At 64.1% G+C, this 26,441-nt stretch carries 29 protein-coding genes, 1 tRNA gene and 1 pseudogene; 19 read left to right on the top strand and 12 right to left on the bottom strand.

Translation table 11 applies throughout. From position 1 onward, the window contains the following. Nucleotides 1-349 precede the first annotated feature (349 nt). The 3 genes from K408_RS0111260 to K408_RS0111270 are packed head-to-tail and all read left to right on the top strand — an operon-like array spanning nt 350 to nt 3,157. Nucleotides 350-1,057 carry a Tim44/TimA family putative adaptor protein gene (locus K408_RS0111260; protein WP_024338692.1) on the top strand — a complete coding sequence of 236 codons (708 nt, stop codon included), beginning with the start codon at nt 350-352 and terminating at the stop codon, nt 1,055-1,057. Next, nucleotides 1,035-2,570, top strand: a complete 1,536-nt coding sequence (mltA, locus tag K408_RS0111265; RefSeq protein ID WP_024338691.1) for a murein transglycosylase A — start codon at nt 1,035-1,037, stop codon at nt 2,568-2,570. The genes K408_RS0111260 and mltA overlap by 23 nt, the downstream gene beginning before the upstream one ends. Further along, the gene (locus K408_RS0111270; RefSeq protein ID WP_024338690.1) at nt 2,567-3,157 is read left to right on the top strand and encodes a Smr/MutS family protein; all 591 of its coding nucleotides are present in this window, start codon (nt 2,567-2,569) and stop codon (nt 3,155-3,157) included. Before mltA ends, K408_RS0111270 begins: the two co-directional genes overlap by 4 nt. Nucleotides 3,158-3,337: 180 nt before the next feature. On the opposite strand, the gene K408_RS0111275 is transcribed toward K408_RS0111270, so the two are convergent. The 5 genes and pseudogenes from K408_RS0111275 to hslV form a co-directional block, all read right to left on the bottom strand. Beyond that, nucleotides 3,338-4,462, bottom strand: coding sequence for a hypothetical protein (locus K408_RS0111275; protein ID WP_024338689.1), 1,125 nt, complete (start codon nt 4,460-4,462; stop codon nt 3,338-3,340). Nucleotides 4,463-4,490: 28 nt separating this feature from the next. After that, nucleotides 4,491-5,795 (bottom strand): ATP-dependent protease ATPase subunit HslU, encoded by a 1,305-nt coding sequence (gene hslU / locus K408_RS0111280; RefSeq protein ID WP_024338688.1) that lies wholly within the window; start codon nt 5,793-5,795, stop codon nt 4,491-4,493. 49 nt (nt 5,796-5,844) lie between these two features. Beyond that, entirely contained in the window at nt 5,845-6,462 is a 618-nt protein-coding gene (locus K408_RS0111285) for a DUF2585 domain-containing protein (RefSeq protein WP_024338687.1), read from the bottom strand. After that, a pseudogene (locus K408_RS37940) lies at nt 6,459-6,940 on the bottom strand (GNAT family N-acetyltransferase). The gene K408_RS0111285 and the pseudogene K408_RS37940 overlap by 4 nt, the downstream one beginning before the upstream one ends. A gap of 91 nt (nt 6,941-7,031) precedes the next feature. Further along, nucleotides 7,032-7,592, bottom strand: coding sequence for an ATP-dependent protease subunit HslV (gene hslV, locus K408_RS0111295; RefSeq protein ID WP_024338686.1), 561 nt, complete (start codon nt 7,590-7,592; stop codon nt 7,032-7,034). A 194-nt stretch (nt 7,593-7,786) separates the two neighbouring features. Between hslV and hisB the strand changes: the two genes are divergently transcribed. The 8 genes from hisB to K408_RS41035 all read left to right on the top strand — a co-directional run bounded on the left by hisB (nt 7,787) and on the right by K408_RS41035 (nt 13,061). Beyond that, nucleotides 7,787-8,380 carry an imidazoleglycerol-phosphate dehydratase HisB gene (hisB, locus tag K408_RS0111300; RefSeq protein ID WP_024338685.1) on the top strand — a complete coding sequence of 198 codons (594 nt, stop codon included), beginning with the start codon at nt 7,787-7,789 and terminating at the stop codon, nt 8,378-8,380. A gap of 64 nt (nt 8,381-8,444) precedes the next feature. Beyond that, a complete protein-coding gene (locus K408_RS0111305; RefSeq protein ID WP_024338684.1) occupies nt 8,445-8,975 on the top strand; it encodes a DUF2628 domain-containing protein in 531 nt (176 codons plus the stop codon). Beyond that, on the top strand, nt 8,972-9,622 hold the full coding sequence (gene hisH / locus K408_RS0111310; RefSeq protein ID WP_024338683.1) for an imidazole glycerol phosphate synthase subunit HisH: 651 nt from the start codon (nt 8,972-8,974) through the stop codon (nt 9,620-9,622). Before K408_RS0111305 ends, hisH begins: the two co-directional genes overlap by 4 nt. Before the next feature lie 73 nt (nt 9,623-9,695). Then, on the top strand, nt 9,696-10,433 hold the full coding sequence (gene hisA, locus K408_RS0111315) for a 1-(5-phosphoribosyl)-5-[(5-phosphoribosylamino)methylideneamino]imidazole-4-carboxamide isomerase (protein ID WP_024338682.1): 738 nt from the start codon (nt 9,696-9,698) through the stop codon (nt 10,431-10,433). A gap of 10 nt (nt 10,434-10,443) precedes the next feature. After that, nucleotides 10,444-11,217 carry an imidazole glycerol phosphate synthase subunit HisF gene (gene hisF / locus K408_RS0111320; protein ID WP_024338681.1) on the top strand — a complete coding sequence of 258 codons (774 nt, stop codon included), beginning with the start codon at nt 10,444-10,446 and terminating at the stop codon, nt 11,215-11,217. Nucleotides 11,218-11,294: 77 nt separating this feature from the next. Continuing rightward, nucleotides 11,295-11,618: a phosphoribosyl-ATP diphosphatase gene (locus K408_RS0111325; protein ID WP_024338680.1), complete on the top strand. Its 324-nt coding sequence runs from the start codon at nt 11,295-11,297 to the stop codon at nt 11,616-11,618. A gap of 36 nt (nt 11,619-11,654) precedes the next feature. Next, nucleotides 11,655-12,611, top strand: coding sequence for a type I pantothenate kinase (gene coaA / locus K408_RS0111330; protein ID WP_024338679.1), 957 nt, complete (start codon nt 11,655-11,657; stop codon nt 12,609-12,611). Between the two features lie 105 nt (nt 12,612-12,716). Continuing rightward, nucleotides 12,717-13,061: a hypothetical protein gene (locus K408_RS41035; RefSeq protein ID WP_024338678.1), complete on the top strand. Its 345-nt coding sequence runs from the start codon at nt 12,717-12,719 to the stop codon at nt 13,059-13,061. Here K408_RS41035 and K408_RS0111340 read toward each other — a convergent pair. The 5 genes from K408_RS0111340 to K408_RS0111360 all read right to left on the bottom strand — a co-directional run bounded on the left by K408_RS0111340 (nt 13,022) and on the right by K408_RS0111360 (nt 19,552). Beyond that, a complete protein-coding gene (locus K408_RS0111340) occupies nt 13,022-14,047 on the bottom strand; it encodes an AI-2E family transporter (protein ID WP_349509759.1) in 1,026 nt (341 codons plus the stop codon). The two genes, K408_RS41035 and K408_RS0111340, sit on opposite strands and share 40 nt — an antisense overlap. 312 nt (nt 14,048-14,359) lie before the next feature. Continuing rightward, entirely contained in the window at nt 14,360-14,989 is a 630-nt protein-coding gene (locus K408_RS0111345) for a histidine phosphatase family protein (RefSeq protein ID WP_024338676.1), read from the bottom strand. 83 nt (nt 14,990-15,072) lie between these two features. Further along, complete coding sequence (locus K408_RS0111350; protein WP_024338675.1) at nt 15,073-17,316, bottom strand: ATP-binding protein; 2,244 nt, start codon at nt 17,314-17,316, stop codon at nt 15,073-15,075. 123 nt (nt 17,317-17,439) lie between these two features. Then, nucleotides 17,440-17,904, bottom strand: a complete 465-nt coding sequence (locus K408_RS0111355) for a hypothetical protein (protein ID WP_024338674.1) — start codon at nt 17,902-17,904, stop codon at nt 17,440-17,442. A 109-nt stretch (nt 17,905-18,013) separates the two neighbouring features. Continuing rightward, nucleotides 18,014-19,552 (bottom strand): YifB family Mg chelatase-like AAA ATPase, encoded by a 1,539-nt coding sequence (locus K408_RS0111360; protein ID WP_024338673.1) that lies wholly within the window; start codon nt 19,550-19,552, stop codon nt 18,014-18,016. A 152-nt stretch (nt 19,553-19,704) separates the two neighbouring features. Here K408_RS0111360 and K408_RS42035 point away from each other — a divergent pair, with 152 nt between their 5' ends. The 8 genes from K408_RS42035 (at nt 19,705) to K408_RS0111395 (ending at nt 24,374) form a co-directional block, all read left to right on the top strand. After that, entirely contained in the window at nt 19,705-19,878 is a 174-nt protein-coding gene (locus K408_RS42035) for a hypothetical protein (protein WP_155248365.1), read from the top strand. 2 nt (nt 19,879-19,880) lie between these two features. Continuing rightward, complete coding sequence (locus K408_RS37945) at nt 19,881-20,108, top strand: hypothetical protein (protein ID WP_035698010.1); 228 nt, start codon at nt 19,881-19,883, stop codon at nt 20,106-20,108. A 73-nt stretch (nt 20,109-20,181) separates the two neighbouring features. Beyond that, complete coding sequence (locus K408_RS0111370; protein WP_024338672.1) at nt 20,182-20,886, top strand: hypothetical protein; 705 nt, start codon at nt 20,182-20,184, stop codon at nt 20,884-20,886. Between the two features lie 111 nt (nt 20,887-20,997). Next, nucleotides 20,998-21,071: transfer RNA gene (locus K408_RS0111375), tRNA-Ser, on the top strand. 138 nt (nt 21,072-21,209) lie between these two features. Next, a complete protein-coding gene (locus K408_RS0111380; protein ID WP_024338671.1) occupies nt 21,210-22,100 on the top strand; it encodes a DDE-type integrase/transposase/recombinase in 891 nt (296 codons plus the stop codon). Between the two features lie 8 nt (nt 22,101-22,108). Next, nucleotides 22,109-22,882, top strand: coding sequence for a DUF3800 domain-containing protein (locus tag K408_RS0111385; protein WP_196232367.1), 774 nt, complete (start codon nt 22,109-22,111; stop codon nt 22,880-22,882). A 393-nt stretch (nt 22,883-23,275) separates the two neighbouring features. Beyond that, nucleotides 23,276-23,521, top strand: coding sequence for a PilZ domain-containing protein (locus tag K408_RS0111390; RefSeq protein WP_028145870.1), 246 nt, complete (start codon nt 23,276-23,278; stop codon nt 23,519-23,521). A gap of 79 nt (nt 23,522-23,600) precedes the next feature. Then, nucleotides 23,601-24,374, top strand: a complete 774-nt coding sequence (locus K408_RS0111395; RefSeq protein WP_024338669.1) for a tetratricopeptide repeat protein — start codon at nt 23,601-23,603, stop codon at nt 24,372-24,374. 20 nt (nt 24,375-24,394) lie between these two features. On the opposite strand, the gene K408_RS0111400 is transcribed toward K408_RS0111395, so the two are convergent. After that, a complete protein-coding gene (locus K408_RS0111400) occupies nt 24,395-25,681 on the bottom strand; it encodes a CpaE/TadZ family protein (RefSeq protein ID WP_024338668.1) in 1,287 nt (428 codons plus the stop codon). Further along, nucleotides 25,678-26,409: a CpaD family pilus assembly protein gene (locus K408_RS0111405; protein ID WP_024338667.1), complete on the bottom strand. Its 732-nt coding sequence runs from the start codon at nt 26,407-26,409 to the stop codon at nt 25,678-25,680. Before K408_RS0111405 ends, K408_RS0111400 begins: the two co-directional genes overlap by 4 nt. Nucleotides 26,410-26,441 lie beyond the last annotated feature (32 nt).

Here is a 26,441-nt window from a genome sequence, read left to right on the forward strand (position 1 = left end):
ACATAGGGCCGCCTCGTTCCACAAGGACGAACGGTCCCGGATGTGAGGGTCGGGGCCGCGCCCGTAACTTGGACGCTCGTCGTGCCCTTTCCGCGAAATTGTGCCCTAAACGTTTGAAGATGCGCGATTTCCGCTCAGGATCGGGTTTCCCCTTAAGCATAAAACGCGCTAGACTTGGTGCTGTGCCAAAAGGCGCCATTGGCCGAGCAAGATTTCGTGCCTACATCCCACGGACCTGACGTGGATCCAAAATGGTGATGTGGACTTGCCGTTTCCGTAGGGAACGGTCTACTGGCCGGATTGATTTTCCCGGCAGCGAGCCCTGAAAAGACCAGAAAGCGAATACGACGTGGACATCTACACCATCATATTCCTGGCGCTGGCAGTCTTTATCTTTCTGAGACTGCGTAGCGTGCTGGGGCAGCGCACCGGCAACGAACGGCCACCGTTCGATCGTACCGCCGCCCGCAATGCGCTGGGGGGTGCCCAGGACAACAACGTCGTGACCATGCCGGGCAAGGTGATCGATCAGGCCCCGCTGGCGCCAACGGCCGAGCCGACCCCGCCCGCCGATCGGTGGAAGGGGCTGGCCGAGCCGGGTACTGCGCTGGCACAGGGCCTCGACGCCATCGTCGAGAGGGATTCCAGCTTCGATCCGCGCCATTTCATCTCGGGTGCCCGCGGCGCCTATGAGATGATCGTGCTGGCCTTCGCCAATGGCGACCGCCGCGCGCTCCGCGACCTGCTGTCGCCGGACGTCTATGAAAGCTTCGACGCCGCGATCAAGGAACGCGAGAAGAACGAGCAGAAGACGGAGACGCGCTTCGTCTCGATCGACAAGGCCGAGCTCGTCGGCGCCGAGATGCGCGACCGCACTGCCCAGCTCACCGTGCGCTTCGTTTCGCAGATGATCTCGGCCACCCGCGACAAGGCCGGCAACATCGTGGACGGCAGCGCCGACACGGTCGCCGACATCACCGACATCTGGACTTTCGCCCGCGACACCTCCTCTCGCGATCCGAACTGGAAGCTGGTTGGCACCGGAAGCGCGAATTAAGATCTTTCTGAAGACCAGCGCGACGGCGCTTTGCGCAGGTGCTGTCGCGCTGTCAGCATTTTCGCTCGGCGCCGAGGCGGCGCGTCGCCACCATCGCAGCCATCACCATCACCATCATCTTCCGCGAATGCCCGCCGCTCCGCCGCGGGCCTTGCCCTATCCGCAGCTGCCCCTGCCGTTGGAGATTCCCGGCGCGCAATATCTGCCGCTGGCCTGGACGGACGTGAAGGGTTGGGACGACGACAATCATCTCGCCGCCTACAAGACCTTCCGCGCCAGCTGCCGCCCGATCAACGCGCAGAACGGCGCGGCCGAGCCCAAGGCTTTGGGCAACTCGCTCGGCGAGCCTTGCCGGGCTGCCAAAACGCTCGACCTCGCCGACGATGCCAAAGCGAAGACCTTCTTCGAGGAGAATTTCGCACCGGTACGGATCTCGCGCCTCGGCGAGCCGGATGGTTTCGTCACCGGCTATTACGAGCCGGTGCTGGAGGGATCGCGCACCCAGACCGACGTCTACAACGTGCCGGTCTATCGCCGTCCATCCAATCTGTTCGTGCGCGGCTACAAGCAGGATTCGCTCAGCCTGCCCAACAAGGGCCCGGTCTATCGCAAGATCGGCCGCCGCAAGCTGGTGCCGTACTACGACCGCGGCGAGATCGAGGACGGCAAGATCGCCGGCCGCGGGCTGGAGATTGCCTGGCTGAAGGACCCGACCGATCTCCTGTTCGCCCAGATCCAGGGCTCGGCGCGGATCAGGTTCGAAGACGGCAGCTCGGTTCGGCTCAATTACGATGCCTATAACGGTTATCCCTACACGGCCGTCGGCCGCATCCTGATCGAGCGCGGCATCATCCCGAAAGAGGAGATGTCGATGCAGAGGATCAGGGAATGGATGGCGCAAAACCCTGACGGCGCCAAGGAGCTGCGCCGCGCCAACCGCGCCTACATCTTCTTCCGCGAGGTCAACCTGTCCGACAAGGACGAGGCGGTGGGCGCGCAGGGCATTCCGCTGACGGCGGGACGCTCGATCGCGGTCGATAAGGCGCTGCACGTTTACGGCACGCCGTTCTTCATCGAGGGCGAGCTGCCGATCGAGTCCGACCGCGCCAAGACCCCGTTCCGCCGGCTGATGATCGCGCAGGACACTGGCTCCGCCATCATCGGGCCCGCGCGCGCCGATCTGTTTTTCGGCGCCGGCGCGGAAGCCGGCCGCATTTCCGGCCGGCTGCGCCATCCCATGCAATTCGTGATGCTGGTGCCGAAGAGCCTCGATCCTGCCCCGCGCGCCGCGAAGCTGCCGGTCCCGGACCCCCGGCCCTCCGAGAAGATTGCGAAGCTGTTTCCGCAAACCCTCCCGGCCAAGGCGGCAACGCCTGCGGCCGCCGGGTCCCAAGACAAGAACGAAACGGTTGCCATCGCCGGTCCCGTCCCGCTACCGGTGCCGCGTCCCGCCATCGAGTCGGCTCCAGAGCCGCGCCGGCCCGTGAAGAATCGCCCGCATCGGCAGCAATGAAACGGTCGTCCCGTCCGCCCGCGCTGGAGCCTCGCCCCTCGCCGCGTCGCCGCGCGCTGAGCGAGGAGGATCGCGAGCTGTGGGACCTCGTGGCAAAGCAGGTCAAGCCGCTGAAGAAGCACCGCGCTGCAAAGGCGCATGCCGCGCCGCGCGCCGAATTGCCGCCCACCGCGCCTGCCATGCGATCCGCGTCGTCGCCACGGTCGGTCGCCGCTGCCCCGGCGCCGCGCCTGCCAAAACCGTCTGTCCCGCCGCTTGCGCCGATCGGCAAGCGCGAGCGGACACGGCTGTCGCGCGGCCGCAGCGAGATCGAGGCGCGGCTCGATCTGCACGGCATGACGCAGATGCGTGCCCATCGCGCCTTGTCCGGCTTTCTCCACCGCGCCCATCATGATGGCCTGACCTTCGTGCTCGTCATCACCGGCAAGGGCCGCAGCGGCGGCGAAAGCGGCGTGCTGCGCCGTCAGGTGCCGGAATGGCTCAGCCTGCCGGAATTCCGCGCCTTCGTCGTCGGCTTCGAGCAAGCCGCGATCGGCCATGGCGGCGAGGGCGCGCTGTATGTGCGGATCCGGCGGGCGAGGATTTAGGAATGAGCCGAGCTCTCCGGGCTCTCTCGCCTCTCCCGCTTGCGGGAGAGGCCGTCGCGCGAAGCGCGGCGGGTGAGGGTTCTCTCCCCTCGGGGTTCTGATCGCGGAGAAAGCCCTCTCCCCGACCCTCTCCTGCACGCGGGGGAGCGCACCTTCCCCGAGGTTGCGACTGAGCCTCGCCTAAAACGGCCGGATGATTCCGACGCGCGGGATCAGCGTGATGATCACTCCGAAGATGCTCGTCTTCCGGTCCTCCGCCGGGATCAGCGCAGCTTCCTGCTTTGCCGGCAGCATCTTCGCCGCATGCAGGATCAGGAACATGCAGACCGCCCAGTTCGAGATCCAGCGCGAATAGTCGAACACCATCGCGAACATCACGACATAGGCGAGGCTGATGCCGATCAGCGCCGCGACGACGAGGCGGCGGTGTGTCTCGCTCGCGAGCGCGCCGATCAGGCGCGCAAGATAACGCCACAGCGGCGTGTGCAGCCAGATCAGCAGGGCGAACACCGGCACGCCGAGACTGTTGTGCGGCAGGCGGCCCCAGGTGTCGGCGATCTCCTTCGCGAGTGGCTGGTACCAGATGTAGCTGAACTGCAGCAGGTCGGTTCGCGACGGATCGACCATCCGGGTTTTCAGATAAGCCACGAAGTCCGCTTCGGGGACCGGCATCGTCCCCAGGAACTGCGCCGCAAAGAAGAGTGCTGACACGACGGCGAGCGCGGTCGCGCCGAACGCGACGTTGCTGCGATTGCAGCCGCAGGCGAGATAATGCCTGATCACGACGATGGTGACGATCGTCGGCACATACATCAGGAGATGAATGTGGTGGATCAGGACGAGAACGATAGAGAACAGCGCGGCCGTCGCCACGAACAGCAGCGAGCCCGCCGGCATCAGCAGCAGCACGATCGCCAGCGCGCAGCCAAAGATGTCGAAATGGCCGAGCGTGTGCATGAAGTTCTTCAAAAAGAACGGCGAGCCCGCGGTGAAGGCGAACAGCGGCAGCGTTCCTGCGGTGAAGCCGAAGGTCTTCTGGAACAGCTTGGCATATAGCCCGAGCGTCACCAGCCACGTCGCCCCGCCGAGCGCGAACACCAGCCAGACCGGCACCTCGTCGGTGAATAGCGCGACCACTGCGCCGATCAACGCGCGCTTGATGAAGCCGAAATGATAGTCGACGAGGAGGTGGATATAGGGGACGTAAGGTGGCAGCTGGATCTTGTGGATGAAGACGCCAACGATGACCGCCGCGTTGATCGCGAGCAGAAGCCGCCAGGGATTTTGCACGATGGGTACGGTCACGCCGCATCAATAGCGTGACCGTCCCAAATCACAAAATGAACCGGCTCAGGTCCGCGTTCTTGGCGAGGTCGCCGACGTGCCTCTGCACGAAATCGGCATCCACCTTGACCGTCTCGCCGCTGCGGTCCGGAGCGGTGAAGGAGATCTCGTCCAGCACCCGCTCCATCACGGTCTGCAGCCGCCGCGCCCCGATGTTCTCGACCGTGGAGTTGACGGCGACCGCGACGTCGGCGAGCGCGTCGATCGCGGCGTCGGTGATGTCGAGCGTCACGCCTTCGGTCTGCATCAAGGCGACATATTGCTTGATCAGCGAGGCCTCGGGCTCGGTCAGGATGCGGCGCATGTCGTCGCGGGTCAGCGCCTGCAGCTCGACCCGGATCGGCAGGCGCCCCTGCAATTCCGGCAACAGGTCGGACGGCTTTGCGACGTGGAAGGCGCCGGAGGCGATAAACAGGATGTGGTCGGTCTTGACCGCGCCGTGCTTGGTCGAGACCGTGGTGCCCTCGATCAGAGGCAGGAGGTCGCGTTGCACGCCTTCGCGCGAGACGTCGCCGCCGACGCGGCCGTCGCGAGCGCAGATCTTGTCGATCTCGTCGAGGAACACGATCCCGTTGTTCTCGACCGCGCTGATGGCCTCCAGCGTGAGCTGCTCGGTGTCCAGCAGCTTGTCGGATTCCTCGTTCACCAGGATCTCATGCGAGCTTTCCACCGTCAGCCGTCGTGTCTTGCTGCGGCCGCCGAGCTTGCCGAAGATGTCGCCGATCGAGATGGCGCCCATCTGCGCGCCCGGCATGCCCGGAATCTCGAACATCGGCATGCCGCCGCCGGACGACTGCGTCTCGATCTCGATTTCCTTGTCGTTGAGCTCGCCGGCGCGGAGCTTCTTGCGGAAGGATTCGCGCGTGGCGGAGCTCGCGTTGGCGCCGACCAGCGCGTCGAGCACGCGCTCCTCGGCGGCAAGCTGGGCGCGCGCCTGCACGTCCTTGCGCTTGCGCTCGCGCACCTGCGCGATCGCGACCTCGACGAGATCGCGGATGATCTGCTCGACATCGCGCCCGACATAGCCGACCTCGGTGAACTTGGTCGCTTCCACCTTCAGGAACGGTGCGTTCGCGAGCTTGGCCAGCCGCCGCGCGATCTCGGTCTTGCCGACGCCGGTCGGCCCGATCATCAGGATGTTCTTCGGCAGCACCTCCTCGCGAAGCGAGCCGGTGAGCTGCTGGCGCCGCCAGCGGTTGCGCAGCGCGATCGAGACGGCGCGCTTGGCGTCGCCCTGGCCGACGATGAAACGGTCGAGTTCGGAAACGATTTCGCGGGGGGAGAAGTCTGTCATGTCTGCTTAGCTAGGGCGGGAGGCGGCCTGGGACAAGCCGCATTTTGGGTCAGATGATCGGGGGCCCGGATTGCCATTGCTTCACAGCCTCGATCGGATGGACCAACATCAGGATGTTGAGCGTCAGATTGTCGCGAATGTGGAGCGCCAGCACCATCTCGAAGGCAAGTCCAAGCAGCACGGTCGCACTGGCAGGCAGCGCGCGGGCGGCAAGGAACCCCAGGATCATGGCCAGATTGTCCGAGACCGAATTGACGATGCTGTCGCCGTAATAATCCAGCGAGATCGTGCCGGCGCGATAGCGTTCGATGATGAAAGGTGAGTTCTCGACGATCTCCCAGGCTCCCTCGATCAGCATGGCGATGATCAGCCGGACGGGCCAGGACAAGGGCAGGAACGGCAGCCGCACGAACAGCAGCCAGGTCAGGCCGTAGAACAGGAAGCCATGCAGGACGTGCGAGAATGTGTACCAGTCCGCGACGTGCTGCGAATTCTCCGAGCTGTTCACCACGCCGTGCCACAGCTTGATGGTGCCGCAGGTGCAGATCGGCACGCGTCCCATCAAGAGCAGGATCGAGGCCTGCAGCGCCAGCAGCAGCAGCGCGATGCCGACCCAGGCGAGCGGCGGAAATGCGGTCCTGGCGGCGGGGCTTGCGGCGAGCGTCATGGGTCTCGGATCATCAGGAGCGCGGGACCATCCGGCGTGACGATTTCGTGCTGCGGCACGAATCCAGCTTTCTCATAGGCACGAATCGCGCGTGTATTGGACGGACTCGGGTCTATCACGATGCGCGGCACGCCGCGCGCGAAGAGATGGTCGATGAAGGCGCGGATGAAAGCGGAGCCGTGACCGCATCCGAGCATGTCAGCCTCGCCGACGAACTGGTCGAGGCCACGCGTGCCAGCCGGGTGCGGACCGAAGCTGACGTGCCATTCGCCGAGCTGGTAGCACTGCAGATAGGCCAGGGGCCGATCGTTGTGGCTGACGATGAACTGCGCGAGGTCGGGGTGATCGAGATCGCCGCCGATGATTCGAGCGTCTCCGGGTCGTGCCACCATTCGGCGACATGCGGGGCGTCCAGCCAGCGCCGGATCAGCGGCATGTCGGCCAAGGTCATCGGGCGGAAGGTGTAGCTTTGAATCATCTAGCGACCACAGCCGTGCTGTGCCCCCTCTCCCGCTTGCAAGCGGGAGAGGTTGCAGGCAGTTCGGAGCTCCGCTGTCCGGCCACAGCCCCTACCCCGTTGCCAGGCTCTCGATGGTCAGATTCCGGTTGGTGTAGACGCAGATGTCGGCGGCGATGTCGAGGGAGCGGCGGACGATGGTCTCGGCGTCCTTGTCGGTATCGAGCAGGGCCCGAGCCGCGGCCAGCGCGTAATTGCCGCCGGAGCCGATCGCCATCACGCCAGCCTCGGGCTCGAGCACGTCGCCGGTGCCCGTCAGCACCAGGGAGACGTCCTTGTCGGCGACGATCATCATCGCCTCCAGCCGCCGCAGGTAACGGTCGGTGCGCCAGTCCTTGGCGAGCTCCACGGCCGCCCGGGTCAGTTGCCCCGGATATTGCTCGAGCTTGGACTCCAGCCGCTCGAACAGGGTGAAGGCGTCGGCGGTGGCGCCGGCAAAGCCGCCGATGACGTCGCCCTTGCCGAGCTTGCGGACTTTCTTAGCATTGGACTTGATGACGGTCTGGCCGATCGAGACCTGGCCGTCGCCTCCGACCACCACCCTGCCGCCCTTGCGGACCGTCAAGATCGTGGTGCCGTGCCAGACGGGCGAGCTGTTCTGGGAAGCCTGCATGAATGATCCTCGTTGTCCGGCCTGATTTAGGCGGTGGGGGCCACGGGCACAACGGGCCGTTCCGGCCCTAGATTTCGCTCACCATAGGCGCAAGTGCCGGCCTGCCGCAGCGTTCCCGCAGTAGCGAAGGCGTCATTTGGCTGTTAAAAGACCGCCGTTTTCGGCTCCCTAGCTAGGATGAAAGCCAGCTTTCAATGCGCACCGCGACGATCAAGCGCAAGACCAAGGAAACCGACATCGAGGTCACCGTGAACCTCGATGGCACCGGCGTGGCCAACATCGCGACCGGCATCGGCTTTTTCGACCACATGCTCGATCTCCTTGCCCGCCATTCCCGCATCGACCTCACGGTCAAGGCGGTGGGCGACCTGCACATTGATCATCACCATACCACCGAAGACACCGGCATCGCGCTCGGCCAGGCGGTCAAGCAGGCGCTCGGCAACATGGCGGGCATCACGCGCTATGCCGGCGTGCACATGCCCATGGACGAGACGCTCACGCGCGTGGTCATCGACATCTCGGGCCGCCCGTTCCTGGTGTTCAAGGCCGACTTCCCCCGCGACAAGATCGGTGAGTTCGACACCGAGCTGGTGCGCGAGTGGTTCCAGGCCTTCGCCATCAACGCCGGCGTGACTCTCCACGTCGAGACCCTATATGGCGATAACAGCCACCATATCGCCGAGTCCTGCTTCAAGGGCCTGGCGCGGGCGCTGCGCACCGCCGTTGCGATCGATCCGAAGGCGGCGGGCGAAATCCCGTCCACCAAGGGCTCGCTCGGCGGCTGAACCTCCGCCGGTTGACGAAACGCTGCCGGCGGATCACTGATTTTCTTCAGAACGGGGCATCACCATGCCTGTCTACACAGTTCATGCTCCCTCCCCTGGCGGAGCCGATCTGCGCGCGACCGACAAGTTCGTGTTCGTGCGCGACGGCTTCCATTTCTGGGCGATGATCTTCGGCCCGTTCTGGCTGCTGTGGAACCGGCTCTGGCTGGCGCTGATTGGCTGGGTGCTTTTCACCGCCGCGTTCAGCGCGGGTCTGTCCAGCCTCGGGATCGGCCGCAGCTCGATCGTCTTTGCCAATCTCGTGGTCGCGCTGCTGATGGGCTTCGAGGCATCGAGCCTGCGCCGCTGGACGTTGTCGCGCGGCAAGTGGCGGCAGCTCGATGTCGTGATTGCCGACAACGGCGACACCGCCGAACGCCGCTTCTTCGAGCGCTGGAGCCAGAAGCAGCACGGCATCGTCAACGACCAATGGGCCGTCGACCGCGGCGGCCCGCCGCCGACCCGCAGCACGCCGGGTCAGCAATTCTCGAACCCGCCGCCGATTCCGGCCGGCGGCATCATCGGATTGTTTCCGGAACCGGGAGGATCAAGATGAGCGTTGCCATCATCGATTACGGTTCCGGCAATCTGCATTCCGCCGCGAAGGCCTTCGAGCGCGCCGCGCGCAGCCTGGAGAGCCCGCAAAAGGTCTTCGTCACCAGCGATCCCGATCAGGCTTACGAGGCCGACCGCCTGGTGCTGCCGGGCGTCGGCGCCTTCGCCGATTGCCGGCGGGGGCTGGATGCCGTCAACGGCATGGTCGAGGCGATCAACGAGGCGGTGCGCGTCAAGGCGCGGCCGTTCTTCGGCATCTGCGTCGGCATGCAGCTGATGGCAAGCCGCGGCAAGGAGCACGTCATCACCGAAGGCCTGAACTGGATCGGCGGCGACGTCGAGAAGATCAGGCCGCGGGACGAGAGCCTGAAGATCCCGCACATGGGCTGGAATACGCTGGAGGTGCTGCAGGAGCATCCGGTTCTGAACAAGCTGCCGCTCGGCCCGAAGGGCCAGCACGCTTATTTCGTGCACTCATATCACCTCAATGCCGCCAGCGAGGCGGACGTGCTCGCGCGCGCCGATTATGGTGGGCCCGTGACCGCCATCGTCGGCAAGGACACGGCGATCGGTACGCAATTCCACCCCGAGAAGAGCCAGCGGTTCGGGCTGGCCCTGATCTCGAACTTCCTGCGATGGAAACCGTGACGACTACGACGCCTTCCACGGGGTGCATGGGTGGCAGCGCCGTTCTCTCGAGGAGAACGGCAAAAGGTATGACATGATCCTCTTTCCCGCGATCGATCTCAAGAACGGCCAGTGCGTGCGTCTCGAGCAAGGCGACATGGCACGCGCGACCGTGTTCAATCTCAACCCGGCCGCGCAGGCGCAGAGCTTCGTCGAGCAGGGCTTCGAGTATCTCCACGTCGTCGACCTCGATGGCGCCTTCGCCGGCAAGCCGGTGAACGCGCAAGCCGTCGAGGCGATGCTGAAGACGATCAAGATTCCGGTTCAGCTCGGCGGCGGCATCCGCGATCTGAAGACCGTCGAAGCCTGGCTCGACAAGGGCATCACCCGCGTCATCATCGGTACCGCCGCGGTGCGCGATCCGGAGTTGGTGAAGTCTGCGGCGAAGAAATTTCCCGGCCGCGTCGCGGTCGGGCTCGACGCGCGCGACGGGAAGGTCGCGGTCGAAGGCTGGGCCGAGACCTCTCAGGTGACGGTGCTCGAGATCGCGCAGCGGTTCGAGGACGCCGGCGTCGCCGCCATCATCTTCACCGACATCGCGCGCGATGGCCTGCTCAAGGGGCTGAACCTCGATGCGACAATTGCGCTGGCCGACGCCATCTCCATTCCCGTGATCGCCTCCGGCGGTCTCGCCTCGATCGAAGACGTGAAAGCCATGCTGATGCCGCGCGCGAAAAAGCTCGCCGGCGCGATCGCCGGGCGCGCGCTCTATGACGGCCGGCTCGATCCCGCCGCCGCCCTCACTCTGATCCGCGACGCGCGCGCCGCCTAGGAGACATCCGATGTTCAAGGTGCGCGTGATCCCCTGCCTCGACGTCAAGGACGGCCGCGTCGTCAAGGGCGTCAACTTCGTCGATCTCAGGGACGCCGGCGATCCCGTCGAGGCCGCGATCGCCTATGACGCCGCCGGTGCCGACGAGCTCACCTTCCTCGACATCACAGCGACCCATGAGAACCGCGGCATCATGCTCGATGTGGTCCGGCGCACGGCGGAAGCCTGCTTCATGCCCGTCACGGTCGGCGGCGGTGTGCGCGAGGTCAACGACATCAAGACGCTGCTGCGCGCCGGCGCCGACAAGGTCTCGATCAACAGCGCGGCGGTGTCGCGACGCGAGTTCGTCAAGGAAGCCGCCGAGAAATTCGGCGAGCAGTGCGTGGTGGTCGCGATCGACGCCAAGCGCGTCAAGCGCCCCGGCGGCGACCGCTGGGAGATCTTCACCCATGGCGGCCGCAACTCGACCGGCATCGACGCGGTCGAATATGCCCAGGAAGTGGTCTCGCTCGGCGCCGGCGAGATCCTGCTCACGTCGATGGACCGCGACGGCACCAGGCAGGGATTCGACATCCCGCTGACCCGGGCGATCGCCGACAGCATTCCCGTTCCCGTCATTGCCTCTGGCGGCGTCGGCAATCTCGATCATCTCGTCGACGGTATCCGCGACGGGCACGCCACCGCGGTGCTCGCCGCCTCGATCTTCCATTTCGGGGAATTCACCATCCGCGAAGCCAAGGAGCACATGGCGCGACGGGGACTGCCGATGCGCCTCGATGCCTGACGACTCCGGTTCATAAGAATGCTACGCTCGCAGCCGCGAACGGCCGCCGTGGTCCCGTGTGTTTTTGAGTAAGTCCGATGCAGCGTTTCACAATTCATGATCTGGCCGAGACCATCGATGCCCGCGCGGCTTCCGGCGGCGAAGCGTCCTATACCCGCAAGCTCCTCGACAAGGGCGCCGAGCATTGCGCCAAGAAGTTCGGCGAGGAAGCAGTCGAAACTGTAATCGCTGCAGTCGAAAACGATCGCGCGCATCTGATCGCTGAAAGTGCCGATCTGCTCTATCATTTCCTTGTGCTGTTGAAGGCACGCGGCATAAAGCTGGAGGAGGTCGAGGCCGCGCTGGAGAAGCGGACCTCGATGTCGGGGTTGGAAGAGAAAGCGTCGCGCAAGGGCGGCTAGGCTAGGGCGAACAGTTCGCAACGGAAAGACCGCGTCATGGATATCCGCGCACCCGAGCAGCAGTATAATCCGTACCGCGTCTACACGCGCGAGCAGTGGGCGCGCTTGCGCGATGATACGCCGATGACGCTGGAGCCGGGCGAGTTCGACCGGCTGCGCTCGCTGCACGATCGCCTCGACCTCCAGGAGGTCGAGGACATCTATCTTCCGCTGTCGCGCTTGTTGTCGATCTATGTCGATGCGATGCAGCGCCTGTATTACGCAGAGCGCCAGTTCCTCAACATCCGCGACCGCAAGGTGCCCTACATCATCGGCGTCGCCGGCTCGGTCGCGGTCGGAAAGTCCACCACCGCCCGCGTGCTCCAGGCGCTGCTGGCGCGCTGGTCGCCGCGTCCGAAGGTCGAGCTGATCACCACTGACGGATTTCTCTATCCCAATGCGGTGCTGGAGCGGCACGGCATGATGCAGAAGAAGGGCTTTCCGGAGAGCTACGATCTGCCGCTGCTGCTCAGCTTCCTCTCCGACATCAAGGCCGGGCGCCGCCATGTGCGCGCGCCGGTCTATTCGCATCTGACCTATGACATCGTGCCCAACCAGTGGGCCGAGATCGACCAGCCCGACATCCTGATCGTCGAGGGCGTCAACGTGCTGCAAACCGGCAAGCTGCCGCGTGACGGCAAGGCGGTGCCTGTCGTCTCCGACTTCTTCGACTTCTCGGTCTATATCGACGCCGACGAAGTGGCGCTGCGGCAATGGTACATCAAGCGCTTCCTGGCCCTGCGCGACACCGCTTTCACCGATCCGAAATCCTATTTCAACCGTTACGCGCTGCTGTCGGACGAGGAAGCCACCGCCACCGCGATCGCGATCTGGGAGCGCACCAACCTCGCCAATCTCGAGGACAACATCCTGCCGACCCGCCCACGCGCGACGCTGATTCTCAAGAAGGGCGCCGACCACACGGTCGAGAGCGTGGCGCTCAGGCGGCTGTAATTCACGGCGATGAATGTGGGTCTTGGCAGTTCAGTCAGAGTATCTTTTGATGCAGACCGGCCAACGGTATTCCGCTAACTCTCGCAAAACGGCGGGGAGGACACCATGGTTGATCGTCTCAGGAGCGCTGCGGAGCAGCTGGAAGCCCCGACCTGCCCAGACTGCCATGTGGAGATGAAGTGGTTCCGCTCGGAACTGCTCGCAGACGAGCCAACCCCGGTCATCGCGCATCTCTTCGTGTGCCCGCACTGCAAGCGCGCGGCGCAGGCAGACACCATCTTCCGAGGAAGCCAGGCGCCGCCCGACAAGCTGTCCGCGCCCCGGTTTATCGCCAACGCCAGATCATTCCGGATCGGGCGGATCCCAAACCCGGCTGGTGCCGAGCGTCCGTTCGCGCCGCGGAATGACGGTCACTTCCGGGCCTCCTGCGGCACTTTCGAGCCGACATAGATGTGCCACGCCGTCAGGAACATCGCGGCGACGAGCGGGCCGATGACGAAGCCGTTCGCGCCGAAACTCGCAAGGCCGCCCAAGGTGGCAAGCAGAACGACGTAGCTCGGCATCTGGATCGACTGGCCGACCAGGATCGGGCGGAGAAAATTATCCGCAAGGCCAATCACGAAGGTGCCGAAAGCGAGCAGGATGAGACCCTTCGTGACTGCCCCCGACACGAGCAGGTAGAGCGCGACCGGAACCCAGACCAGGGCGGACCCGAGCACGGGCAGCAGCGAGACCAGCGCCATGAGCGCGCCGGCCAGCAGCGGCGCAGTCAACCCGAGCAGCCAGAAGATGAGCCCGCCCAGCGCACCCTGAATGAGGGCGACGAGAACGATCCCCTTGATCGTTCCGCGAACCGCGAGGGTGAAGGCATCGAGAATCTCGTTGGTGTGGCCTGGGCGGAGCGGAAGTGCGTCGCGAATGCGTGCGTTGAGCTCTTCACCGTCACGCAGCAGGAAAAACAGCAGATACAACATCACGAGCAGGCTTGCGACGAACTCCACCGTCAACTGTCCGATGTTGAGCGCATGCCCGGCAAGCTGTTGCCCGGCTGGGACGACCAGACCCGACAGGCGTTCCCTAAGGGCCGAAAAATCAATGCCGACCAGACGATCCGACAGGGAAGCAGCCCAGCCCGGCAGCGCGGATTTCAGCTGCTGCAGGGGATGAGCGAAACTGATCTCCCCGCTTTGGATGCGCTGATACAGCTCCGCTCCCTGGTCGACGAGCGAAGCGACCACGATCGCCACAGGTATCAGGACCATCACGATGACGACGATGACCGTGAACAACGCCGCGAGATTGTTCCTTCCCGGGAGGGTTTCCAGCACGCGTCGATAAAGCGGAGCGAAAATGATGGCCAGCAGCGTGGCCCATAGCAATGCGCCGGAGAATGGCCAGAGCACCCACCCGAAAGCAACGGAGATCGCCGCCAGCAAGATGAGGAATGAACGGTCTTCTGAGGTTCTCACGTGGTCGCCAGCCTTTCGGTCGCTCGTCATGACACGTCCGTATCACAGCATCGTGGCGGAGCGGCAAGTCACGCCGGCCCGATTGTTCCGCTGCGTCGCCGCGGCGTTTGGGCACCGGTTTGCCGAGATCTGGCCGGAACATTCGCTCGTGAACCCGCCCGGTGCTGGCCGCCAGCCCGCCAGCTCTGACAGTGCGTCAGAACGTCCTTGCGGCGATCGGCCGTGAGATGGTCCGGACTTTCCTTCGCGCCGGCCGTTCGGGCGGAGCTACGCCGCCCATCACTGGCCGGGCTTCGCGGTCCAATCCACGATCTTGATGCGTCCCGCAAAGCCGGCGGGCCCGGAATCGCTGGCCTTGTAGACGAAAGCTTCGCCTTCCTGCACGTTGCCGGCCTCCTTGCCGAAGGCGTCGGCAATGTTCGTCTTGTGGGTGACCAGGAATGTGTTGGTGCCTGGCTTCGGCGGTGCATCGACGAGCTGGCGCACGGCCTGCCCGGCCTTAGCATTGGCGCCAGTCGGGTTTGCCATTCCGGATGCGCTGGCGTTGCTGCTGTCCGTGAGTGCATCCACCGGCTTGACCTCCCGGCCCGAGATCAGCTTGCCGGCCTCGACCGCGCGGTTGAGCCTGCTGGTGTAGACATCGCCGACCGGGATCGCGAGGTCCTTGATAGCTGTTCCGATCTGGCGCGCCATGTCCCTGCCCTTGTCGCTGAGCTGACGCTGGGCGCTCATGTCGTCGAACTTGAAGGGGTAGACATCCTTCTGGCTGTCGTCGGTCGCCGTGTGCCGGAAGATCAGGACGTAGCCGCCTTGCTTGAGGGAAGAGATGAGTTCCGGCGTATCGGCTGCGGCGTGTTGGGAGATGCCGGCGAAGAGAGCAATGAGTGCGAGGCGGCAAAGCACGTTCATGCGCAATATCCTCTATTGCAAAATGCCCCGGAGGATGTTGACGCGCAACGTGGCCGATTTCAATTATGGATTGTCGGTCGAGATCAGGTTCCCGTCGGACTCGGGACCGCCACCGGCCGGGACGCGGCCAGCCCCGCCAGCGCCTCCTCGAGCTTTTCGCGATCGAGCGGCTTGATCAGGAACCCGTTCATGCCGGCCTCGAAGCAGGCATAGCGATCCTCCACGAGCGTGTTGGCGGTGAGCGCCAGGATCGGTGTTTGGTGGCCGCCGGTGGCGGCCTCCTGGGCCCGGATGCGTTTTGTGGCCTCGATGCCGTCGAGCTGCGGCATCTGAATGTCCATCAGCACGAGATCGTAGGGCGTGCCGGCGGACGAGGCAGCGAGCCAGGATTCCAGCGTGGTCTCGCCGTTGATCGCAATGACGACGCGGTGGCCGAGCTTGGTCAGCAGCGAGCGCATCAGCAATGCGTTGATCTCGTTGTCTTCGGCGACGAGGATCGCCAGGCCTTTCGCCGGTGCTGCGCCGGCGGACGCCGCCGGCGGTTCCGGCGCGAGATCGGGCGAGGCGACCTCAGGCGTCAGGGCGAGGCGTGCGGCAAGCGAGGCCGCGCGCAGCGGCTTCACCAGGAAGCCGGTGAACGCCGGCGACAGCTTCTCGTGGCGCGAGCTCGGCGTCAGCAGCACGAGGCGCTGCAGAGCATGCGCGCGGGCCGCCTCACCCAGACGGTCGGCAACGGCAGGACCGATCTCGCGATCGATCAGCACCGCATGCCATGAGCGTTCCGGCAGCAATGCGTCGGCGACCGCCGCATCTGCAACCATGCAGGTCTGGCCGCCCCAGCGCTCGAGCCGCCGCGCGATCAAGGATGCCTCGATGCCGGCGGCGACGAGGAGGATTGACTTGCCGGAGAGGTCGGGGCTGGGAAAAGCCGTCTGCGCGGCGTTGGCCTGCGAGGACGGCAGCGGCACCGCGACCTCGAAGGTCGAGCCCTTGCCCGGTTCGCTTTCGAGCGTGATCCGGCCGCCCATGCGCTTGACGATGCGCTCGCTGATGGAAAGCCCGAGCCCGGTGCCGCCATAGGTGCGGGCGACCCGCTCGTCGGCCTGCTCGAACTCGCGGAAGATGCGCTGCTGGGCCTCGGCTGCGATGCCGATGCCGGTGTCGCGGACCAGGAAGCTGATCTCGTTCGGCCAGATGCCTGGCTCGACGATCAGCGCAACGCCGCCGCTTGCGGTGAACTTGATGGCATTGCCTGCGAGGTTGAGCAGCACCTGGCGCAGCCGCGCGGCGTCGCCGACCACCTCCAGCGGGAGGCGCTCGTCGACATAGGCTGCGATCTCGAGGGACTTCGCCTGCGCGCGGGGCGCGAGCAGCTCGGTGATCTCCTCGACCAAACTCGAGAGGCCGAAGGGACGTTGGTCGAGGTCGAGCTTGCCGGCCTCGATCTTGGAATAGTCGAGTAGTTCCTCGATCAGTGCCATCAGGGCCTCGCCCGAGGTCTTCACCGCCCTGGCATAGGTCGCCTGCTCCGGTGTCAGATTGGTGTCGAGCAGGAGGCCGCCCATGCCGATGATGCCATTCAGGGGCGTGCGGATCTCGTGCGAGGCCATTGCGAGGAAGCGCGATTTGGCCCGGTTGGCTGCATCGGCCTGGTCGCGCGCGTCGGACAATGCGCGTTCGCTCTCGGTCCGGTCGGTGACGTCGCGCCCCACGCTCTGCAGTTCGGCGGGCTGTCCGGCATCGGCGCGGACATAGCCCTCGCGCCAGGCGATCCAGCGCGCGCCGAGCGGGGTCGCGATCTTCTGGTCGTGGATGCGCGTGCCGTTGCTCTCGCGCGCACTGTCGCCCTGCTCCAGCACGTCGAAATCGAACCGCGTGCCGACCAACGCGCTGCGCGCCTGTCCTGCGAGTGCGCAATAGGCCTCGTTGGCAAAGGTGATGCGGCCGCTGGTATCGCGCAGCACGATGAGATCGCCCTGCTGCTCGAACAGGCTGCGCGCTCGTTCTTCCGCTTCCTTCAGCTCCCAATTGCGGTCGATCAACGCCTCATTGTGGGCGGCGAGCGTTCGCAGCCGTTTGTTGACGAAGCGCAGACGTATGCTCAGCGTCGCAAGGCCGAGGCAGGCGAGCGCGAACAGGAAGCTCGCACCGATCGCAAATGCGTGCGGATCGTAACCGGCGTTCTCGGACCGGCTGCCGGACACGAAGCCGTAAGCGCCGCCGAACGTCGCCGAGAAAATCAGGAAGGAGCGGATCGCGAAGGCTAGTCTGGGATGCTGGCGCCTGAAGCGGCGCATGCGCACCTTGATCCGGAACGTCCGACCCATCGCCATCGACCCCGACTCTCGCCTGAAACCCCGCTGCCGCGGGCGACGATGGCGCGCCGACCTTGCGAACAACTTGAGGCCTTCGCACTGCCTCCAAACAGGGTTGACGAGATGTTAACGGCTTTACAGCGAGGCCGCCTGGAGATGACGCTGGCCGCCGCGAGCGCCGACGATCAGTGCCGCCGCCTCGCGCTGCGAGAACGTCTTCGAGCGCACATAGATGCGGTAATCCGCCGGTCCTTCGCTGGAGAGATAGATCACCTGGCCGCCATCGACGGGCTGGGCAGCAATCGAGACGAGTCGCGTCGACGGATTGGCCTGGCAGGAGTCCGGCTCGGAACCAAGGCCGTCCACCACGGTGAAGTCCGCCGTGTCCGCGTCGTCGGTGATCTGGACCCGCACCGTGGCTCGCGCGGGATCGTCGGTGAAGGCGACATGCACGCCAGCAGTCCAGAACAGGGGCGTGAGCTCCACCGTTGTTTCGCCAAGCGCGATGCAGGGATGCGAAACCGACCCGATCTCTGCGCGGGCGAACACCGCAGCGGCCAACAGGGGAACGACCGAGGCCAGGAACTTGAAACGCAACATGACGCTGTACTCGCCGGGCCCTTGTGAACTTACGACCGAAACGCGTTGGGCCTTATGGTTTGCAGAGCGTAAAGGAAACTCGTTACCGCCGGGTTGATGCGCAAGGCGCTCAAGCCATCTGCCGCACATCCTCCGCGAGCGCGCGGTAGGACAAGGCTTCGGCGAGGTGCAGTCGGCCGATCTTGTCGGAATGATCGAGGTCCGCCAGGGTGCGCGCCACCCGCAGCACGCGGTGATAGCCGCGTGCCGACAGGCGCATGGTTTCGGCGGCGTCGCGCAGCAGCTTTTGGCCTTGCGCATCCGGCCTTGCGATCTCCTCCAGCACGGAGGCGGGCGCCTCGGCATTGGTGCGAATGTGGGGCAGGCCCGCATCCGCATAGCGCGCGAGCTGGATGTCGCGCGCCGCCGCCACGCGCGCGGCGACCTCGGCTGATCCTTCGGCCGGCGGCGGCAGGATCAGGTCGGCCGCGGTCACGGCCGGCACCTCGATGCGCAGGTCAATGCGGTCCATCAGCGGACCGGAGATGCGCGCCTGGTAGTCGCCGGTGCAGCGGTCGATGCGGCCGCGCTTGCAGGCATAGCCGGGCTCGAACGCATTGCCGCAGCGGCAGGGATTCATCGCGGCGACCAGCATGAAGCGGGCGGGGTAGGTCACGCGGTGATTGGCGCGCGACACCGCGACCTCGCCGTTCTCCAGCGGCTGGCGCAGCGAATCCAGCACGCGCGGATCGAACTCCGGCAATTCGTCGAGGAACAGCACGCCCTGATGTGCCAGCGAGATCTCGCCGGGCCTGGCGCGCATGCCGCCGCCGGTGAGCGCGGCCATGCTGGCGGAATGATGCGGCGAGCGGAACGGCCGCCGGGCCGTCAGCGCGCCGCCCTCGATCTCGCCGGCCACGGAGGCGATCATGGAGACTTCGAGCAGCTCGCCCGGCGACAGCGGCGGCAGGATCGAGGGCAGCCGCGCCGCCAGCATCGACTTGCCGGCCCCTGGCGCGCCGATCATGAGCAAATGATGCCCGCCGGCGGCTGCGATCTCCAGCGCCCGCTTGGCACTCTCCTGGCCCTTGATGTCGCGCAGGTCGAGCGTGGAGGCGGCGGCCTCGTGCACCTTCGGCGAGGGCCGCGACAGCACCTGCGTGCCCTTGAAATGGTTGGCGATCTGGATCAGCGAACTCGCCGCGATGATCTGGATGTCCGGGCTCGCCCACGCCGCCTCGGAGCCGCAGGCCGCGGGGCAGATCAGCCCTTCCTCGCGCGAATTGGCGCCGATTGCCGCGGGAAGAACGCCGGCCACCGGCGCGATCGAGCCGTCGAGACCGAGCTCGCCGAGCACGGTGAAGCCGGCCAGCGCATCCGGCGGGATGGCGCCGATCGCCGCCATCAGCCCGAGCGCGATCGGCAGGTCGTAATGGCTGCCTTCCTTGGGCAGGTCGGCCGGGGCCAGATTGACGATGATCCGCCGCGCCGGCAGTGCCAGCCCCGAGGCGATCAGCGCCGCGCGCACCCGCTCGCGCGCCTCCGACACCGCCTTGTCCGGCAGGCCGACGATGGCAAAGGCCGGCAGGCCGGGGGCGACCTGAACCTGCACATCGACCGCGCGGGCCTCGATCCCCTCAAAGGCGACGGTGGAAACCCGCTGAACCATGCTCGAACCAGCCTGCCCGTTCTTTCACAATCGAGGGTAGCAGCAAGCGCCCCGCCTCGGTGGTGCCTCAGTTTGAAATTGGCCAGCCTTGACGCCAGCTAAGATGGCGCCCCGCCTATGGTAGGATAGGGGCCTAGGCGGTGAGGTGAGCGATGGAAGTCATGAAAATGGTGGCCCTGAAAAAAGGCCAGCCCTTCTTTGAGTACCCGTTTTATACGGCAGACGTGAAAGCCGGAATCGAGATCGCTTTTAGCGAGTTTCGGCGGCTAAATCCGGATACTTCGCTCTATGATGAGGACGTAACCTTCAAATTCGAGAAGGCCTAACCATGCCTAAAGGCCCCAAGGGCGAGAAGCGCCACGCCGACACCGTACAGAACGCCATGCTGATCGGCAGGATCGCCACCGGCGAAGTCGAGGACGCCCCCAGCAGGGCGCCGAATCGGGCGAAGGGTGGAAAGATCGGCGGGAAGGTCCGGGCGGCGCGGCTTTCAGCTGAAGATAGAAAAGCGTCGGCAAAAAAAGCTGCGGAATCAAGGTGGTCAACAAAGCGTTGACTACCAAATATGATGGGGTTGCGTTGACTACCTGAATTGTGTTACCTGTTCCGGACTGCACCGGAACGGCATCATGGTTAACGACCTCGACAATTCAGCCATCGCATCGTTGCTCACACGCTATGTTAAGGCGTTTGAGACCCGCAAAGCTGCGCAGGAGATCAACGCTCGCGTAATGGAGCGTATCCAGCAAGCAAATCTAGCGCTGGCAAATCTAAAGGTCGCTTTTTCTCTCTATGACATCGACACCGCACAGGAAGAGGTGTGGAAGAGCGTCACAGCCCGCATCGGAGCTGATCTCTACAATAGCGCCATCAGGGACGGGCTAGCGGAGGCCGAGAGGCAAGCCGTTGTCCTGGTAGACAAGTCATCGATTATGGCCCCTCCGCCTCCATTGCCTCCTCCTCCGCCGCCAACTCGGCAGCAGGAAGAGGGTGAGGAGGAAGATAGCGAGAATGGCGCGGCGGAAGACGGGGAGGATTTCGAACAGACAACGTTCGCGGGGCTCGGCGAGCCCACCCAAAGCGTGCGCGAGTTCACGATCGACGCTCTTAGGGTGGCAGGTGAAACTGGGATTAAGGCTGCGGATATCCGCCAAGCCTACGAGTCCTCCCGGAATGTAAAGCTTCACGACAAAACAATCGGAATGACGCTCTACCGCCTTTCGAAAGATGATTTGGCAAGGCGTGATGGGCGCTTGTGGTTCTTCGTCGAGCCTAAGGGCGAAACGAAGAACCCCGGCGGTGAGACGCCGGGGCAGTTCGTAAGACGGTTCTGATCAAGAAAGGAGACAAGCGCGATGTGGCTCATCGTCCGTGAAATACCGTGATGCCGGGTCGGGCTGGTTGAGGTCGCTACACCTCGCCGGTTCCGGCTCCACCGGTACGTCGGCCTCGTAGCTCAACTGGACAGAGCGACCGATTGCTAATCGGTAGGTTCCGGGTTCTAGTCCCGGCGGGGCCACGTTCTTTTAAGCACACATTGCAGGTACCTGCAATATCATTTTGAGGCTTTCTCAAAATGAATCAATGACTTATGCTTGAAGGAATCAAAATGAACAAAATGCTTGACAAAAAGCAATCATGATTGCATTCTGGGGGCATGAACAAGCTCCCCACCGAGAAGCGCGCCCAAATCCTCCAGATGCTCTGCGAGGGTTCTTCTATGCGCTCCATCTCGCGGGTTACCGACGTTTCCCTAAACACTGTCACGAAGCTCTTGGTCGATGCCGGCAGTGCTTGCGCCGCCTTCCATGACGCCACCGTCCGCAACGTGAAGTCCGAGCGCATTCAATGCGATGAAATCTGGAGCTTCGCCTATGCCAAGGCAAAGAACGTCGCGAGTGCCAAGGCTGCGCCGATCGGCTCCGGCGACGTGTGGACGTGGACCGCTATCGATGCCGACTCCAAGCTGATCCTGACTTGGCTTGTCGGAGATCGCGACGCGAGCGCGGCCAACGCCTTCATTGCCGACCTTAAGCCGCGCCTCGCCAACCGCATCCAGCTCACGACGGACGGCCACAAGGCTTACCTCCATGCAGTCAGCCAGGAGTTTGGTCCGGATGGCGTGGACTATGGAATGCTGGTGAAGCTGTACGGCAGCGATCCGCAGCCACAGAGGCGTTACAGCCCCGCGAAGCTGATTGGCATCGAAAAGGATCTAATCCTTGGTTCGCCTGACATCGCGCATGTCTCTACGTCGTTTGTGGAGCGCCAGAACCTTACGATGCGCATGTCGATGCGCCGCTTTACCCGGCTTACCAATGCCTTCTCAAAAAAGGTGGAGAACCACTACCACGCGCTGTCACTCTATTTCGTCTGGTATAATTTCGTTCGGTCGCACAAAGCGCTCAAGGGGAGCACGCCAGCCATGGCGGCTGGGCTCGTCTCGTCACCGCTGGAAATGAGCGACATCGTTACGCTAATTGATCGGCGCGAAGGCCCTCCAAAGAAGCGAGGGCCTTACAAAAAGAGCCTTGCAGCGTTGCTATGACGTGCCGTTTGTACATCGACGAGGTCGGTAATGAGGACATGAACCCGCCTGAAAGCGAGCGGTTTCTAAGTCTCACGGGTATTATTACCAAACTTCATGGTCACGACCACGTAATTACCCCAGAGATTGAGAAGTTAAAGACTGACCTGTTTGCGCACCATCCCGTCACAAATCCGGTGATCCTGCATCGTCGCGAAATCGTTCGAAAAGAAAAGCCCTTCGACGCACTCTGGATTCCAGCTGTAAATACCGAGTGGGAAACTCGAATCTTGGGCTTAATTAAAAGTCTCCCCTACATCGCGATCACAGTAATGATCGACAAGATTGAGCATTTGAATAGATACCAGGTATGGCACTTCAACCCGTACCATTATTGTCTGACTGCTCTTGTTGAACGCTATGTGCTTTGGCTCAACAGCCACGACCAAGTTGGTGACGTAGTTGCGGAGCCGAGATTCAGGCGCGTAGACAAAAAACTAAAGGCTGCCTTCAAATACATTCACATGAATGGCACGACCAACATTCCGGCCGCGACAGTTCAAAAGCGGCTTACTTCCCACGAACTGAAGTTTGATCCGAAAGAGAACAACATCTGCGGGTTGCAGCTTGTCGATATGATTGCTCACCCGAGCCACCACAACGTGCGCGAGGGATATGCAAATCAGCCCCCAATGACTGCACCCTTTGGGTTGAAGGTGGTCGAAATACTCACAAAGGATCGCTATCGGCGAAATCCTTGGAACGGGGTCATTATGGGTTGGGGGATAAAGCGCCTTCCCTAAACGGAAACCGGGGGCCCAAGGCCCCCGACGAGGGCGAAACACCCTCTCCCTCCGACAGAAATTCTTACTTGGGGCCAGCCTTTTCGGACTCACGCCGGATTGAGGGAAACATAATCGATTCCTACCGAAAAATCAATAGGTTACTAACCTATTGAGCCGAATCACTTTTTACGGAGTAGTCCGGTAACAACAATTTCAAACTGAGGCACCACCCCCGCCTCGCAAGAACAATACGGGAACAATTCGCCGTAGCCATGCAAGTCCTAACCAATCGTAAACGCGTCGCGGAGACTACGTTTCGAATGCGGGCTTCTGTCCTCAGCACATTCCAACGAATGTCCGCTACTGCTGAGGGTGCGGGATGGGCCGTGGTCTAACAAGTGAAGTAGCAACATGCTGGTAAATCGCCGGAGAAGCGAACGTCGGGTGTGCAGCCGGCTCGCCAAGATCCATTTTGGCGCGGGCTCGCTGCCGCGGGATTGCACGATCACGGATATTTCGGATGGCGGCGTGAAAGTGGTGGCGGAATTCCTGGAAGTGCCGCCGCAGTTCACCATCATCTTCGCGCCCGACTATTCCCGCCAATGCCGCCTCCGCTGGCGCATCGGCTGCGAGTTCGGCGCCGAGTTCGTCGATTAAGGTCTTGAGCACCGCCTCTTTAACGAGGCTTTAGCGTTAATCGGTCAGCATCTCTGATCAGTCGCCGAGTGATCAGAGTATGTCCAAGCGTCCGTACCCCGCCCTTGCTTCGGCGAGATTCCTGCTTCCTGCGTTCTTGGTCCTTGTCCTCGGCGGCTGCCAGACCAATGGCATAGAGGATGTGACCGGCGCGCTCGGCGCCAAATCGGAAACGGCTGCCAGGTCCGACGCCAAGCCGGAGCTGGACGCGTTGCGCGAGCGCTATCGTGCCAAGCCGAGCGATCCCGGCGTCGCGCTCGCCTATGGCAAGGCGCTGCGCGACACCGGCCAGCGCGCGCAGGCCGTCGCGGTGCTGGAGCAGGCCGTGCTTGCCCATCCCAACAACAAGGCGCTGCTCGCCGGCTATGGCCGCGCGCTCGCCGACAGCGGCAACTTCCAGCGGGCCTTCGACGTGCTCGGCCGTGCGCATGCGCCTGAGGATCCGGACTGGCGAATCCTGTCGGCGCAGGGCGCAGCGCTCGATCAGCTCGGCCGCAACGAGGAGGCGCAGCAATATTACGCCGCGGCGTTGAAGATCGTGCCGGACGAGCCGACCGTGCTGTCCAATCTCGGCCTATCCTATATGCTGCAAAACAATCTGGCGAAGGCCGAACAGGTGCTCGGCCGCGCTTATCAGCGCAATCAGAGCGATGTGCGGGTCCGCGCCAATCTCGCGCTCGTGCTGGGATTGCAGGGCCGCGAGGCCGAGGCCGAAATCCTCGTGAAAGCCGATCTGCCGCCGGACCAGGCAGCGGCCAAGGTCACCGCGCTGCGGCAGCTGCTGGCCAAGAAGCAGCAGCGGGCGGACAGGTAATCCGCCTTTTTGGTGTGCGCTTACGACGCCTTGCGATGTGGCGCTGATCCACGCCCCGGCCTGCCTTTCAGCTTTTTCAGCAGCGGCTCGAGCAGCGAGCGCTTCGGCTTCTTCACCTCGCCGCGGCCGGCGAGACGGTTCGCCATGTTCTGGAACAGAAGAGTGGTGCGATGGTTCTTGGCGACCTCCGCGATCATCTGGCCGTTGTTGGCTGCGGTCGAGAACAGTTTCGAGTCGAACGGGATCACCGCGATCGGCTGGCTCTCCATGGTCTTGGCGAACGCCTTGACCTCGATCTCCGCGCGCTTGGGCATGCCAACCTGGTTGAGGCAGTACAGCGGCGGCCGGTCGTTGGGGCGCGCTGCCTTCAGCACGCTCAGCATGTTCTTGGTGTTGCGCAGGTTCGCGAGGTCGGGCTCGGCCACGATCACGATGTCGTCGGCGTTGACCAGCGCGCGCCGTGTCCAGCCGGACCATTGATGGGGAACGTCGAGCACGATGCAGGGCGTGGTCATGCGCAGCGTGTCGAACACCGCGTCAAAAGCCTCGGCGCCGAAATCGTAGACCCGGTCGAGCGTGGCGGGCGCTGCCAGGAGGCTGAGACGATCGGTGCATTTGGCGAGCAGCCGCTCCATCAGCGCGGTATCCGGCCGGTCCTGCGACAGCACCGCGTTGGCGATGCCCTGCACCGGATCCTGGTTGTAGTCGAGGCCGGCGGTGCCGAAGGCGAGGTCGAGGTCGATCACGACTGAATCGAGCGAAAGGTCTCGGGCGATGGTCCAGGCCACATTATGCGCGACGGTGGACGCACCGACACCACCCTTGGCGCCGACCACCGCGATCACGCGGCCGGTGATGATGGCCTCGGAGGCCGAGAACAGGCTGCAGATCGAGCGGACGACATCGAGGGTCTCGACCGGTCCGACCACGTAATCGTTGACGCCGCGGCGTACCAGCTCGCGATAGGGCGCGGTGTCGTTGGGGTTGCCGATCACCACCACGCGCGTGCCGGGATCGCAGACGCCGGCGAGGTCGTCGAGCCCCTCGAGGATGTCGCGCGTGCCGTCGGATTCGATGACGATCACGTTCGGGGTCGGCATCGATTCATAGACCTCGATCGCCGCGGCGAGGCCGCCCTCCTTCGCGGTGAGGTGGGCCTTGGCAAGCCGGCGATCCTGACCCGCCGCGGTCACCGCAGTGAGCGTCTGCTCGGTCTCGCAAAAGGCTTGCACCGAAATACGGGGAACCGGTGCGATATGTTCCTCGGGGTGCCGCGGATCGTCCGCGTCTTCGTGGATGCCTGTCATTTGCCGGTATCGCTGAGTTTGGCCTTGTCGGCGTCGGGTGAGGGCGTCGCGATCGGCGTGCCCTTGCGGTAGCGCTCGAAGGCGATGTTGCGCCGTGCGGTATAGGCGGGCGTCTCGCCGCGCGGCTGCTCGAGGTCGGCCGGATTGTCGATCATCGCTGCGAGATTGCGCTGGCTGGCGCAACCCAGGTTGAAATAGGGCCGGTTCTCGTTATAGCCGGGGTCGAGGATGTTGGGGCCGATGTCTTCAGGCCACAGCCCGCAGGGGCCCGCGACTGCCTTGATCTTGGAATAGCTCAAGCGGATGGTGGGCAGCAGCCCGGGGTCCTCGGGGCGATACGGATGCTGGACGACGGCACGCGATGGCACGCCTGCGGACGTGAGCACGGACCGGATCTCCTGAAAGGTCGCGGCCGCCGCGCGCGAATTGGCGGTGTCGACGGGAACGTCGACGACGATCGAGCCGGTGCCTTCGTGCAACCATTCCCGGGCAATGCCGGCGACGTCCGAATGCTGTGCGGCCGAGAGGCCGCCCCTCGCCTTGCCGACGAAGATCACGATCGACTTCTTGCCTTCCTGCACCGCGATCGGGTGGCGCTGGCGATAGTCGGTCGGAACCGTCTGGGTGACGATCTCCGTGGTGTTGCAGGCGCCGAGCATGACGGACAGGGCCGTCAATGCCAGCGCGATCCGTCGGTTGCGACGTCGATCGGCTGATGTTGTCATCATCGCCTGGTCCCCTCTTGCCCCGTTCCTGCCGG

It is taken from the genome of Bradyrhizobium sp. in8p8 (assembly GCF_000426845.1).
Taxonomy (GTDB): Bacteria; Pseudomonadota; Alphaproteobacteria; order Rhizobiales; family Xanthobacteraceae; genus Bradyrhizobium; species Bradyrhizobium japonicum_C.